The sequence below is a fragment of the Rhodococcus sp. B50 genome, from assembly GCF_013602415.1.
Classification (GTDB): Bacteria; Actinomycetota; Actinomycetes; order Mycobacteriales; family Mycobacteriaceae; genus Rhodococcus.
The window spans coordinates 2,268,720-2,282,347 of the sequence record NZ_WPAG02000002.1 but is presented as its reverse complement, the minus strand read 5'-3'; the positions used below and the strand labels follow the sequence as shown (position 1 = coordinate 2,282,347).

11 protein-coding genes are annotated in these 13,628 nt (G+C 66.8%); 7 read left to right on the top strand and 4 right to left on the bottom strand.

Going from position 1 to position 13,628, the window contains the following annotated elements; all coding sequences use genetic code 11:
* Positions 1-13: 13 nt before the first annotated feature.
* The 3 genes from fadD1 to GON09_RS10705 are packed head-to-tail and all read right to left on the bottom strand — an operon-like array spanning position 14 to position 3,946.
* Positions 14-1,651 carry a fatty-acid--CoA ligase FadD1 gene (gene fadD1 / locus GON09_RS10715; RefSeq protein ID WP_244865482.1) on the bottom strand — a complete coding sequence of 546 codons (1,638 nt, stop codon included), beginning with the start codon at positions 1,649-1,651 and terminating at the stop codon, positions 14-16.
* 52 nt (positions 1,652-1,703) lie between these two features.
* A complete protein-coding gene (locus tag GON09_RS10710) occupies positions 1,704-2,612 on the bottom strand; it encodes an alpha/beta hydrolase (RefSeq protein ID WP_213931781.1) in 909 nt (302 codons plus the stop codon).
* Positions 2,594-3,946 carry a flavin-containing monooxygenase gene (locus GON09_RS10705; RefSeq protein ID WP_213931780.1) on the bottom strand — a complete coding sequence of 451 codons (1,353 nt, stop codon included), beginning with the start codon at positions 3,944-3,946 and terminating at the stop codon, positions 2,594-2,596. Before GON09_RS10705 ends, GON09_RS10710 begins: the two co-directional genes overlap by 19 nt.
* 278 nt (positions 3,947-4,224) lie before the next feature.
* Between GON09_RS10705 and ctaD the strand changes: the two genes are divergently transcribed.
* Together ctaD and GON09_RS10695 are read left to right on the top strand one after the other, a co-directional pair.
* On the top strand, positions 4,225-5,973 hold the full coding sequence (ctaD, locus tag GON09_RS10700) for an aa3-type cytochrome oxidase subunit I (protein WP_213931779.1): 1,749 nt from the start codon (positions 4,225-4,227) through the stop codon (positions 5,971-5,973).
* A gap of 58 nt (positions 5,974-6,031) precedes the next feature.
* Positions 6,032-7,603 carry a flavin-containing monooxygenase gene (locus tag GON09_RS10695; RefSeq protein ID WP_213931778.1) on the top strand — a complete coding sequence of 524 codons (1,572 nt, stop codon included), beginning with the start codon at positions 6,032-6,034 and terminating at the stop codon, positions 7,601-7,603.
* On the opposite strand, the gene GON09_RS10690 is transcribed toward GON09_RS10695, so the two are convergent.
* Entirely contained in the window at positions 7,500-8,186 is a 687-nt protein-coding gene (locus tag GON09_RS10690; RefSeq protein WP_213931777.1) for a TetR/AcrR family transcriptional regulator, read from the bottom strand. The two genes, GON09_RS10695 and GON09_RS10690, sit on opposite strands and share 104 nt — an antisense overlap.
* Before the next feature lie 174 nt (positions 8,187-8,360).
* Here GON09_RS10690 and GON09_RS10685 point away from each other — a divergent pair, with 174 nt between their 5' ends.
* The 5 genes from GON09_RS10685 to GON09_RS10665 are packed head-to-tail and all read left to right on the top strand — an operon-like array spanning position 8,361 to position 13,626.
* Entirely contained in the window at positions 8,361-9,209 is an 849-nt protein-coding gene (locus tag GON09_RS10685; protein WP_213931776.1) for an urea amidolyase associated protein UAAP1, read from the top strand.
* Positions 9,206-9,856 (top strand): urea amidolyase associated protein UAAP2, encoded by a 651-nt coding sequence (locus GON09_RS10680; RefSeq protein ID WP_213931775.1) that lies wholly within the window; start codon positions 9,206-9,208, stop codon positions 9,854-9,856. Before GON09_RS10685 ends, GON09_RS10680 begins: the two co-directional genes overlap by 4 nt.
* 7 nt (positions 9,857-9,863) lie before the next feature.
* Complete coding sequence (locus GON09_RS10675; RefSeq protein WP_213931774.1) at positions 9,864-11,834, top strand: 5-oxoprolinase/urea amidolyase family protein; 1,971 nt, start codon at positions 9,864-9,866, stop codon at positions 11,832-11,834.
* Positions 11,831-12,598 carry a hypothetical protein gene (locus GON09_RS10670; protein ID WP_213931773.1) on the top strand — a complete coding sequence of 256 codons (768 nt, stop codon included), beginning with the start codon at positions 11,831-11,833 and terminating at the stop codon, positions 12,596-12,598. The genes GON09_RS10675 and GON09_RS10670 overlap by 4 nt, the downstream gene beginning before the upstream one ends.
* Positions 12,595-13,626 (top strand): isopenicillin N synthase family dioxygenase, encoded by a 1,032-nt coding sequence (locus tag GON09_RS10665; RefSeq protein WP_213931772.1) that lies wholly within the window; start codon positions 12,595-12,597, stop codon positions 13,624-13,626. The genes GON09_RS10670 and GON09_RS10665 overlap by 4 nt, the downstream gene beginning before the upstream one ends.
* The last annotated feature ends 2 nt before the right edge of the window (positions 13,627-13,628 follow it).

Genomic DNA, 13,628 nt, shown 5'->3' with positions numbered 1-13,628 from the left:
GAGCGCGAAACGGTCATCGGAACGCGAAACCTTCCGCGCCGGAGACGGTTTCGCGCTCCTCTCCGGCAGTGTCGCGACCGGTTGAGACCGCGACGTACCTCTCGTTCTTGCGCACCCACAGCACACCGTCACCGGCTGTGGGGCCTTCCGTCTCGAGTGCGCGCTTGAGGATCTTGTTGGTGGCGGTGGTGGGCAGATCCGCCGCGATCCGCACGTACCTCGGCCACGCCTTCGGGGAGAGATCCGCCTGTTGCGCGAGGAACTTCTCGAACTCCACAGGGGTGAGCGATGTCTCGTCGCGCAGAACCATGGCGCTCATGATCTGGTCGCCCACGTGCTCGTCGGGCACGCCGTATACGGCGACGCGGCTCAGTTGCGGAAGCCGCTGCAGGATACGTTCGATGGGAGCGGCGGCGAGATTCTCACCGTCCACCCGCATCCAGTCGGCGGTGCGACCGGCGAGGTAGATCCACCCGTCCGCGTCCTTGTAGGCGAGATCGCCGGACCAGAACATGCCGTTCCGCAGACATTCGTTCGTGGCGGCCTCGTCGTTGTAGTAGCCGGTGAAGAACCCGGCACCTTGCGTGTTCACGAGCTGACCGACGGCCTCGTCGGCGTTGATCAGCGCGCCGTCGTCGTCGAATTCCGCGTGGGCACAGGGGGTGACGGTCTCCGGATCGTAGACGTCCACGCCCGGCAGTCCCCGCCCGATCGATCCGGGTGGGGTGCCCTCGTCGCGGGTGATGATCACTGCGGCCTCGGTCGACCCGAAACCGTCCCAGACGGTGCAGCCGAAGCGCCGGCCGAACTCCTCGATGTCCCGGTCGGTTGCCTCGTTGCCGAACGCCACCCGCAGCGGGTTGTCGGCGTCGTCGGGCTGCTCGACGGTCGCGAGGATGTACGCGAGGGGTTTGCCGACGTAGTTCATGTAGGTCGCACCGTAGCGGCGCACGTCGTCGACGAAGTGCGAGGCGGAGAACGTCGCCGGTGCCATCGCGGCGCCGCTGCACAGCGACACGCACCACCCGGCGAGGATCGCGTTGGAGTGGAACAACGGCATCGACAGGTAGACCACGTCGTCGCTCGTGATCGAGAACCGAGGGACGAGAGTGCCGCCCGAGAACAGCACCATCATGTGGGCGAGCAACACCGGCTTCGGGTCGCCGCTCGTACCCGATGTGAAGATCAACATGAACGGATCGGTCGGTCCCACCTCGCGGTACGGCTCCAGCGGGCCGGCGCCGTCGACGAGTGCCCGCCACTCGGGGCTCGCGACGTCGAAGACGGTGACCCCGCCGAGGTCCAGGCCGTCGAGCAGTGGGGCATGTTCGGCGTCCGTCAGCAGGATCTGGCAGTCGGCCCGCACGATGTCGCGTGCCAGTCCCTCACCGCGACGCGTGTTGTTGATGCCGACGAGCGGAAAGCCCGCCAGCCCCGCTCCGGCGATCGCGTGGAGGAAGGCGGGAGTGTTGCCGAGGAGCGCGCCCACGTGGACCGGCCGGTCGCGCTCCATCAGCGACAGCAGTGCCGACGCCTGAGCGGACGCCTCCTGCAGGTGCTCGCGCCACGTCCACGTACCGGTGTCGTGGACGACGGCTGCGGTGTCGTTCTCGAGCAGTTCGCGTAGGGCCTGCTGGACGGTGTCTGCCATGTCTGCCTCGAATGTGCGAAGGGACGGGAACCGGATAAGGATCCCTCGGGGGCTACGGCGCAGCGAGATGTCGGGTCAGGAAGTGGATCTGATGCTGTACGGCCCGGTCGAACCAGTCCTTGCCGGGCCAGACGTCGAAGTGGTCGCACGGATAGTGACGCACCTCCGCGCGAGCGCGGAAGGCCGCCCGTGCCGCGGCATGCGGCGGTGCGCTGCGATCGAAGTCCGCGATCTGCACGAGGACGGGGCACGCGACGGACGACGCGTGTCGCGTGGGACGGTAGGTGCCGAGCGACAGCACGACGTCGGCGTCGATCTCGTTGCGCCAGGTCGGGCCGGCCAGGGACAGATAATCCTCGTGGTAGCCGTCCAGAGACAGGGCGGCGACCGTGCCGGGTGGCCCCACGATCGGGATGGTGGTGGACGAGCGTCGCGCGACCGACCCGACGCGGCTGCGGATGCCTGCTGCCGTCGAACGGACCAGCGTGGAGGGCGCGTGGTGTCGTGCGGCGAGGACACCCGCGGCCGGTCCGTCGACGAGCGGGGTCAGGGACACGACGGCCGCGACGTCCCGGTCCTGTGCCGCGACGGACAGGACGTGCCCGCCCGACAACGACACTCCCCACAGCACGGCGCGACGGGGGTCGGTCCCGTCGAGTCGACGCGCCGTCTCCAGAGCGGCGCGGTAGTCGGCGATCTGCCCCGCGACATCGACCCGCTGACGGTCGGTGCCTCCGGACTCACCGAATCCTCGGTAGTCGAACGCGAGCACGTGCATGCCTGCTGCGGCGAGACGCTCGGCGAACGGGGCGAGTCCGGAGTCCTTCGTCCCGCCCAGTCCGTGGGCCATGATCACGACGGGCACGCCGTCGTCGCTGTCGAACACGTCGGAGCCGGGCGTGAAATGCCAGGCGTGGACGGTCTCGCTGTCCGATCGGAAGGTCATGGGACGCGGGGGCATGATGCCGCCTCCTTCGATGCCTGGCCGGCGCGGGCGATGCCGGCGGGCAGCTCGCGCGTCCGGATGTCGAACTCGTAGGCGAAATAGTCGAGCTGCTGCGTGTGCCGGGGCCGGTCGAGCATGTGCCCGGTGAACTTGCGCTGATCCTCGACGATGACGCGGCGCATCTCGTCCTCGGAGGGCAGTGCGTAGCGGCCGATCGCAAAGGCCGCGATGAGCCGTGCCTGGCATTCGACGAACGGGAACAACGTGGGGGTGGCCTGCGCGAACCCGGCGAACGCGAGGTCGGGGACCCCCGGCGCGAAGATCCGTTTATAGAGCGCGATGTGGTTGTCGGGAGCGCTGATGAACGCCGGATCGAAGAACGGGAAGGTGATGTTGTAGCCGGTCGCGTAGATGACGACGTCGAACTCGGCCGACGTCCCGTCCACGAAGTGGATCCGGTGATCGTCGAGCCGCTCGATGTCGGGTTTCGGCACGATGTCGCCCGATCCGAGGCGGAGCGGCAGTTCGACCGACTGGGTGGGGTGCGCCTCGAAGAACTTGTGGTTCGGAGTGGGCAGCCCGTACCGCTCGGGACGTCCCGACAACAGGGGCTGCCCCCACTGCGCGACCTTCCGTTGCCACGCCATCGGTATGTAAGGGACGGTGCGGTAGAACTTGTCGGCCGGGCGGCCCGCGATGTACTTCGGGACGATCCACGCGCTCGACCGCGTCGACAGCGTCACCTCGGTCTGCAGCGCCTTCGACGACAGTTCCACGGCGATGTCGGCCGCGCTGTTCCCGAGCCCCACCACGAGGATGCGCTTGCCCGCGAAATCGATCGGGGTGCGGGGATCGATGTAGTGGTGGGAGTGGAGCGATTCACCGGCGAAGTGCCCAGGAAACTCGGGCACCCGGGGATCCCAGTGGTGACCGTTCGCGACGACGAGGAACTCGAACTCGCGCGTGCTCCCGTCCTCGAGGTCGAGTTCCCAACCACCCTCGGGGCGGCGGCGCGCGTGCCGGACACCGTTGCGGAACTCGATGTTCTCCCGGAGGCCGAAGGCGTCGGTGTAGCCGTCGAGGTACTCCTTGATCTGGGTGTGGTGCGGGAAGTCGGGATAGGACTCCGGCATCGGGTAGTCCTTGAACGACAGCTGATGCTTCGACGTGTCGATGTGCAGCGAGCGGTACGCGCTGCTGTGGCCGTTGGGATTGCCGAATGCCCAGTTCCCGCCCACCCGGTCGGAACTCTCGAAGCAGGTGTACGGCACCCCGTAGTCGCACATCATCTTTCCGGCCGTCACGCCGCTGATACCGGCGCCGATGATCGCGGTGGTAGGTGCCGACATGGTGTCCCTTCGACGCTGTGGCGCCGGTGCGGTCCAGCACGCACCGGCAGTGACGACGGTCACAATGTAGAACACGTTCCCTTCCGTGTACACGAGGGATTCCGATGGTCTTTTCCCATGTCGATGTCGAGTCGCAATTCGGTCCGCGAACCCGGTGCGTGGGTGTGACGGAACGCATACTCTGGGTGCACCTGCAGCATCGCGGGTGGTGATCGTCGCGCGCGTCGATCCCGTCCGCGCCGCACCGTTGCCGCCGCACGGCGGCTCGAGGAGGCCCGATGAACGCGGTTGTCGCTCCCGTCAAGCCCACGCGGCCCTATCCGCCGCGAGCGAAGTCCAAGGGGGCGGTCATCCATGACCTGATCACCACCACGGACCCGAAGACGCTCGGGCTGATGTACATCTTCACCTCGTTCGCGTTCTTCCTGTTCGGTGGTCTGCTCGCCCTGCTGATGCGCGCGGAGCTCGCGGTGCCCGGTTTGCAGTTCCTGTCCAACGAGCAGTACAACCAGCTGTTCACCAACCACGGCGGCATCATGCTGCTGATGTACGCGACGCCGGTCGTCTTCGGTTTCGCGAACTACATCCTGCCGCTGCAGATCGGCGCTCCCGACGTCGCCTTCCCGCGACTGAACGCCTTCAGCTACTGGCTGTTCCTCTTCGGCGCGCTCACCGTGGCGTTCGGATTCATCACCCCGGGCGGTGCCGCCGACTTCGGTTGGACGTCCTACATGCCGCTCGCCGACGAGATCCATGCCCCCGGTATCGGTGGAAACCTGTGGTTCCTGGGTCTGGCGGTGATGGGTCTGGGCACCATCCTCGGTGGCGTCAACATGATCACCACCGTGGTCTGTATGCGCGCACCGGGCATGACCATGTTCCGGATGCCCATCTTCACGTGGAACATCTTCATCACGATGATCCTCGTACTCCTCGTCTTCCCCCTCCTCGCCGCGGCGTTCATGGGGGCTTTCGTCGACCGCGTGATCGGTGGCAACATCTACGATCCCGCCACCGGCGGCGTGCTCCTCTACCAACATTTGTTCTGGTTCTTCGGTCACCCCGAGGTGTACGTCGTCGCGCTGCCGTTCTTCGGCATCGTCTCGGAGATCTTCCCGGTCTTCTCCCGCAAGCCGATCTTCGGATACAGCGGCCTGGTCTACGCGACCATCGCGATCGCGGCGTTGTCGATCGCGGTGTGGGCGCACCACATGTACGCCACCGGCGCGGTGCTGCTGCCCTACTTCTCGTTCATGACCTTCCTGATCGCCGTGCCGACCGGTGTGAAGTTCTTCAACTGGATCGGCACGATGTGGAAGGGCCAGATCACCTTCGAGACACCGATGCTCTTCGCCGTCGGCTTCATCGTCACCTTCCTCTTCGGTGGTCTGACCGGTGTCATCCTCGCGAGCCCGCCGCTCGACTTCCACCTGCACGACTCGTACTTCGTGGTGGCGCACTTCCACTACGTGCTCTTCGGCACCATCGTGTTCGCGACCTACGCCGGCATCTACTTCTGGTTCCCGAAGATGACCGGCAGGTTGATGGACGAACGCCTGGGTCGTTGGCACTTCTGGCTGACCTTCATCGGCTTCCACACCACCTTCCTGGTGCAGCACTGGCTCGGTAACGAGGGCATGCCGCGTCGCTACGCCGACTATCTGCCGTCCGACGGGTTCACCACGCTGAACACGATCTCCACCATCGGTGCCTTCATCGTGGGGGCGTCGACGTTGCCGTTCGTGTGGAACGTCTTCAAGAGCTACCGCTACGGCCAGGTCGTCACGGTCGACGACCCGTGGGGTTACGGCAACTCGCTCGAGTGGGCGACGACCTGTCCGCCGCCGCGGCACAACTTCTACGAGTTGCCGCGGATCAGGTCGGAGCGTCCGGCCTTCGAGCTGCACTATCCCGACATGGTCGAGCGGATGCGCGCCGAGGCCCACGTGGGCCCGGGCAGCGACAAGCACGAGGTGAATGTGCTCGAGGGCGCCGACCGCACGCCGGGCGACCTTCCGCGTGAGTGATCGACACGTGTAGAACCGCCGATCGAACGCACCCGCCGAGGGACGGAGCCGAACGAACATGACCGGAATCGAACCCGGCGGGAGCGTGCCCGCCGAGGTGGATGTCCTGATCGTCGGCGCCGGTATCTCCGGTATCGGCACGGCCTACCACCTGAAGACGAAACGACCTTCGACGACCTTCGCGATCGTCGAGGCGCGCGACGCGCTCGGCGGCACGTGGGATCTGTTCCGATATCCGGGCGTTCGATCCGATTCCGATCTGCACACCCTCGGGTACGAGTTCAAGCCGTGGCGGAAGAAGCACGCGTACGCCGGGGGCAGCGAGATCCTCGGTTACCTGCACGAGACGGTGGACGAACACAGACTCGCCCCGTACCTGCATTTCGGGCACCGCGTCGTCGACGCGTCGTTCTCGTCCGAGACCGGAAGGTGGACGGTCACCCTGCTACGCGTGAGTGACGACACCACGTTTTCGGTGACCTGCAGGTTCTTCTTTTCCGCGACCGGTTACTACGACTACGACGAGGGGTACAGCCCCGAGTTCGACGGCAGCGACGACTTCCGCGGCACGATCGTCCACCCCCAGCACTGGCCCGAGGATCTCGACTGTTCCGGGAAACGGGTCGTCGTCATCGGCAGCGGTGCCACCGCAGTGACGCTCATCCCGGGGCTGGCCGGTGTCGCCGAGCACGTGACGATGCTGCAGCGCTCTCCGTCCTACGTCCTGGGGTGGCCGAAGGAGAACAAGGTCGCCAACGCACTGCGACGTGCACTCCCGACACCGGCGGCCGACCGCGTGATCCGCTCCCTGAGTATCCGTCTGCTGCATGAGATGTACCGGACGAGCCGGCGGGCACCGAACGTCTTCCGCCGGCTTCTGCGTCACAGGATGACGAGCGTGCTGCCCGACGACTATCCCGTCGACGTGCACTTCAACCCGTCCTACGACCCGTGGGACCAACGCCTGTGCGTCGCGACCGACAGCGATCTCTTCCATGCGATCGCCGACGGAGATGCATCGGTGGTCACCGACCGGATCGTCCGGTTCACGCCGACGGGGATCGCCCTCGAGTCCGGTCGCGAACTCGAGGCCGACATCATCGTCACCGCGACCGGCCTCAACATGGTGCCGTTCGGTCGGGTCGCACTCGACGTCGACGGCGTTCCCGTCGACTGGCACGAGTGCATCACCTACAAGGCGTCGATGCTCACCGGCATACCCAACTTCGTTTTCGCGTTCGGCTACGCCAACTACTCGTGGACGCTGAAGGTCGACCTCACCGGCCACTACCTGTGCCGGCTGCTCGACCACATGGACAGCCGCGGTTACGACGTCGTCACCCCGGTCTGCGACGACCCGACCGTCGGCGGAGGACCGTTCTGGGACCTCACCTCGAACTATCTGCGGCGATCGGCCGATGTGTTCCCCACCTCCGGAGCGGACGGCCCGTGGTCGATGGAGCAGAACTATTATCTCGACCGTAAACGCCTGCGCCGCGATCCGGTGGACGAACCCGCACTGCGCTTCACGAGTGTGGCGGAGACGGTGGATTCATCGATCCCAGGAGACCGTCGGGAACCCCCACCACGAGTGCCCGAGCAGCGCTCGTCACTGCCGCAACGTCGCTGATCCCGAGAACGGTCAGCGACGCCGTCGCCAGCGCTTCGGGTAGTCCGGCGTCGATATCGCCGTTGTCGGCGCGGATCCCGATGACCGATTCGACGATCCGGAACGGCAGGTGGGTGCGGGGATCGCCGTCGCCGACGATCCGCGCCGCGAGAGACCGGTAACGCTCCATCAATTGCCGGCGCTCGTCCCGGAAACGATCGAACGGCTCGGTGCGAATCTCCGGAAGGTGGTACAGGGCGCCGAGATTCCATCTGCCGGCGGACAATTGGGCAGTGTCGAACCAGGCGAGTGCGCACAGGCGCACCTCGGGCGGCAGTGTGTCGTCGAGGTCGTCGTCGAAGTCCAGGGTCGGTTCGACGGTGTCTTCGAGCAAGGCGACGAGGATGTCGTTCTTCGTCGCGAAGTGGTTGTACAGCGACGCCTGCCGGATCCCGACGGCCTCGGCGATCGACCGTGTCGAGGTGGGGGAGAACCCGCGGGTGGTGAACAGTTCTGCTGCGGCGTCGAGGATCTCGGCACGCGCGGTCGGTCCGGGTCGGCGCGGCGCGTGAAGGCGGGGACGTCCTGGTCCTGCATGGGTCACCTCTCCACTCTGACACGACGAAAGTCGGTGCAGCACGACGGTCTTCGCTCGTGAAGATTTCGTCACACGGATGAAACACACGTCACGGACTCGTTACGCCGTGGACATTCCCCGAAGATGCGCGATCGGAAAACTGTCGATCGACAGTTTCCCCGGACCGCCGATCGGAGCGCCATGACCGAGACCCTCGCGACCGCCACCACGCACGCTGCTCGTGCCCATGCCCGAGCGCAGGCAGGAACCGTCACCGACGCGATGCCGATCGTCCCGGCATCCTCGTGGCCGGCTCCGCCCAGTGGTCGCGCGGCGTCGATGACCTGGGCCGAGACCGTTCCCGGTGGCCGCTACACCAGCAAGGTCCTCGCCCGCGGCACCCGGCTTCGCCTGCGGGACGTCCACGGCACGGCCTGCGCCCACATCCTGCTGTTCCGTGCCGACGCCCCGCACGAGCGACTCAACGTCGCCGACACGGTGAAGGTCCCGTGGCAGGCCTATCTCGGTGTCGGGCACCCCCTGCTCTCCGATCAGGGTCGCGTCCTCGCCACGATCGTCGCCGACACGTCCGGTCGTCACGACGCGCTGTGCGGCACGACGCACCTCACAGGGAACACCGCGAAATACGGTGAGGGATCGCTACATTCGAGTTCCCCTGCCGGTCGCGAACTGTTCACGGTTGCCGCCGCCAAACACGACCTGCAACCGCGCGACCTGCCGCCCTCGCTGTCCTTCTTCCACGGTGTCCGCGTCGAGGAGGACGGAGGCCTCGTCAGTACCGGCAACGCCGGCCCCGGTGCCGCTGTCGACCTGCTGATCCACCTGCCGGTCATCGCATTGATCGCCAACACCGCACATCCGCTCGACCCGAACTCCGAGTTCATCACCGGCAGCCTCGAAGTCCTCGCCTGGCGAGCACCCGGAGAACTGAACTCGCTGCCGAACACCGACCCCGAGTACCAGCGCGCCGTGCTCAACACCGACGACGCCTGGGCCGCCGCCACGTCCGAAACGGAGATCCGCCGATGACCATCACCGCAGACACCGCAGAACTCGCTCTCGTCCCCGGCGACGTCGTCCTCGACGAGATCGTCGGACTCCGCGGCCCGTGGTCCGCTGTCGTCGCCGCGGGCGACGTCCTCACCATCATCGACCTGCACGGCAACCAGGCCGTCGACACCCTCGTCTACGACGCCGCCGACCACACCCGCCGCTACAGCGCCGCCGCCACCGTCGCGGCCCAGCAGAACCTCTTCCTGTCCACCGGATCGGTCCTGCGCGACGCCGACGGTGTGCCGCTGATGACGCTCGTCGCCGACGAAGTGGGCAACCACGACACCGTCGGCGGAGCCTGCTCGCAGGAGTCCAACACCCTCCGCTACGGCCACCACACCAAGCACCAGCACGCCTGCGTCGAGAACTTCCTCATCGAAGGCGCCAAGTGGGGACTCGGCAAGCGCGACCTGGTCTCCAACATCAATTTCTTCATGAATGTGCCGGTCGAGGCCGACGGCACCCTCGGCATCGTCGACGGCCTGTCTGCTCCCGGCAAGCGACTCGCGATCCGCGCCGAGCGCGACGTGCTCGTCCTCGTCTCGAACTGCCCCCAGATCAACAATCCGTGCAACGGCTTCGACCCCACGCCGGTCCGCATGATCGTCACTCGCGGGGAATGAGGTAGCCATGACCACCAAGATCGCCGTCGAACGTCCCGGAATGCTCACCACCGTCCAGGACTATCCCGGACGCACCGGATACTGGCAGATCGGTGTGCCGCCCTCCGGTCCGATGGACGACCTGTCGTTCCGCCTCGGCAACGCCGCCCTCGGCAACGACGAGGGCGCGCCGGGCCTCGAGACCACGATGGCCGGCCCCGCTCTGCGGTTCACGGAGGAGACCGAGGTGTGTGTGACGGGTGCACCTGTCACCGTGCGCGTCGACGGAGTCGCCGTTCCGCAGTGGCGACCCGTCACCATTCCCGCCGGCGGTCTGCTCGACATCGGAGCCGTCCCCGGCCCCGGACTGCGCGTCTACATTCTCGTCCGCGGCGGCCTCGACGTCCCCGAATTCCTCGGCAGCGCATCCACCTTCACCCTCGGAACGTTCGGTGGCCACGAAGGTCGCACGCTGCGCGAGGGTGACGTCCTCGTCGTCGGGGAGAACGCCTCCGCCGTCAGCGTGCCGGTCCCGTCCGAGCACGTGCCCGCACTGAGCACGCACTGGGAGATCGCGGTCACCGAAGGACCGCACGGCGCACCGGAATTCTTCACCCGCGCCGACATCGACACCCTCTATGCCACCGACTACGAGGTGCACTTCAACTCCGACCGCACGGGCGTGCGGCTCATCGGCCCCAAGCCCGAATGGGCGCGCACCGACGGCGGCGAAGCGGGTCTGCACCCGTCGAACATCCACGACAACGCCTACTCCGTCGGCGCACTCGACTTCACCGGCGACACCCCGATCCTGCTCGGTCCCGACGGACCCAGTCTGGGCGGGTTCGTGTGCCCGGTGACCGTCGTGGCCGCCGACCGCTGGAAACTCGGCCAACTCGCCCCCGGCAACACCGTCCGCTTCGTTCCTGTGCGCTCGCAGCACAGTGCGTCCCGTCGCGAACTCGGCCCCGGCCGCCGTGCCGGACTGTCGCTCGTCGTCTCGGGTGGTGGCGACGGAGACGACGGCGTCCTGGCCCGCCGCGACGGCCACACCGCCGTCACCTACCGGCGCAGCGGCGACGACAACGTCCTCGTCGAATACGGCGATATGACCCTCGATCTGGCGCTGCGGGCCCGCGTGCACGCGCTGCACCAGCGCCTCGAAGCGGAGCGTCCCACGGGTCTGCTCGAACTCACACCGGGCATCCGGTCGTTGCAGGTCAAGGTCGATCCGGACGTCCTGCCCGTGCCGGGTCTGCTGAGTCTGCTCGGCGAGGTCGAGGACACTATCGGCGACAGCGACGAACTCGAGGTTCCGAGCCGTCAGGTGCGACTCCCGCTGTCCTGGGACGATCCGGCGACCCGCGAGGCGATCCAGCGCTACGTGCACGGCGTGCGTTCCGACGCCCCGTGGTGCCCGTGGAACATCGAGTTCATCCGCCGCATGAACGGCCTCGGCACCGTCGCCGACGTGTTCGACACGGTCTTCGCCGCCGACTACATGGTCCTCGGACTCGGCGACGTCTACCTCGGCGCGCCGGTCGCGACGCCGCTCGATCCGCGGCACCGCCTCGTCACCACCAAGTACAACCCGGCCCGTACCTGGACCCCTGAGAACGCCGTGGGCATCGGTGGTGCCTACCTGTGCATCTACGGCATGGAGGGCCCCGGCGGTTACCAGTTCGTCGGCCGCACCACGCAGGTGTGGAACCACCGGCACCCGCAGTCGGCCGGCCCGTTCGAGGACGGCACCCCCTGGCTGCTGCGCTTCTTCGACCGCATCTCGTGGTACCCCGTCGACCCCGACGAACTGCTCGACCTGCGAGCGGATCTCGCTGCGGGTCGCGGTGGGGGAGTGGAGATCACCGACGGCACCTTCTCGCTGGCCGATCACCGGAAGTTCCTCGCCGACAATGCGACGTCGATCGCCGACTTCCAGGCGACGCAGTCCGTCGCCTTCGGCCAGGAGCGCGCACGCTGGAAGGCGAACGGCGCATGACGGTCGCCGAACGTGTCCGCGTGACGGGAACCCGGTTCGAACGAACCCTGTTGGCTCGGCCGGACGCCGAACCGGACACCACCACCCGCGTCACCTGGCTGCAGGGCGAGCGGCTGTACTGCGACCTGAGGCGACCTGCGTCGCTGCCCACGATCACGGCACCGACCCTCACGGACATGGGCATCGACGATCTCGTGGCACTCGCGACGCAGGACGGATTCGCGGGCCGGTTGCTCGACCGCGGTGACCACGTCGAGTGGGAGCGCGTCGTGTCGTTCCACCCGCTCGGGCCGACGCCCGACGCCGGCAGCCTCGCGGTCCTCGATGCCGATACGCTCGTCGAACACGGTGTGTTCGAGGACTACACGGAACACTGGAGCATCGTGGACGTCTCGCCGGACGTCGAGGAGCATCTGCTCGAGGACCCCGACACCGGAACAACCGCAGTGCTCGTGCGCGTGGGGGACACCTTCGCGTTCGCACGCGGGCGCGATCGTACGATCGGGTCCGAGCCCCTCATCGAGCAGATCCACGGGGTGGCAACGCTGTCCGAGGCTCGTGCACTGGTCGACTGCGAGATCTCCGTCGGGCACGTGCGCGACAGTCGGTGGATCATCACCGCGTCGACCCTTCCGTACCGTGTCGGAGATGCGCTCGACCCGACCATCGGCGACGAGATCCGCATCCGCGACACGGCATTCGACGGAACGCCCGCCACGAGACGGTGGTGTTCCGTCGACCCGACCCAGAGGAGTACTACATGACGTTCACAAGCATCCCCGTCATCGATGTGCACGCATTGGTCTCCGGTGACGAGACCGGACGGGACGCAGTCGTGGCGGAACTCGGGCGCGCCGCACGGGAAGTCGGCTTCGCACAGATCGTCGGCCACGGTGTCGATCCCACGCTCGTCGGCGGATTGAATGATGCCGCGGAACGCTTCTTCGCACTGCCGGAAGACGCGAAGATGTCGGTGTACATCGGGAATTCCTCGAACCACCGCGGCTACGTGCCGCCCGGTGAGGAGGTGTTCGCCGGTGCCACTCCCGATCACAAGGAAGCGTTCGACCTGTCGATCGATCTCCCCGCCGATCATCCCGAGTACCTGGCAGGCAACCCACTCCTCGGCCCGAACCAGTGGCCCGACCTGCCGGACTTCGAGAAGCCGGTCGGCGCGTACTACGAGGCCGTATTCGCCTTGGGGCGTGTACTTCTGCGGGCATTCGCCGAAACGCTCGGCGAACCCGCCGACCTGTTCGACCGGTACGTGACGACGCCGCCGGCACAGCTCCGCATGATCCACTATCCCTTCGATCCCACGGCTTCGGACCGCCCCGGCATCGGCGCTCACACCGACTACGAGGTGTTCACCCTGCTCCTGCCCACCGCACCGGGGCTCGAAGTGGTCAACGCCGACGGCGACTGGATCGACGTCCCCTACCGCGACGACGCCTTCGTTCTGAATATCGGTGACCTGCTGGAGATCTGGACCAACGGAGTGTTTACAGCGACGTCACATCGAGTGCGTAAGGTTGCCCAGGAGCGTTACTCGTTCCCGCTGTTCTTCAATGTCGACTACGGCACCCGGGTCGAACCGCTGGAGAGGTTCGTCGAAGCCGACGGACCGCGATACAGCGGAGTGACTGCCGGCGAACATCTGTTCGCGCAGACCGCGCAGAGTTTCACCTATCTCCGTCACCGCCTCGCCGCCGGCGAGATCGCTCTTCCCGACAATGCACGTCCCCTCTATTCGCTCGGACGCGAAGCCCAACGCAGCGCTCCTGCCGTCTGACC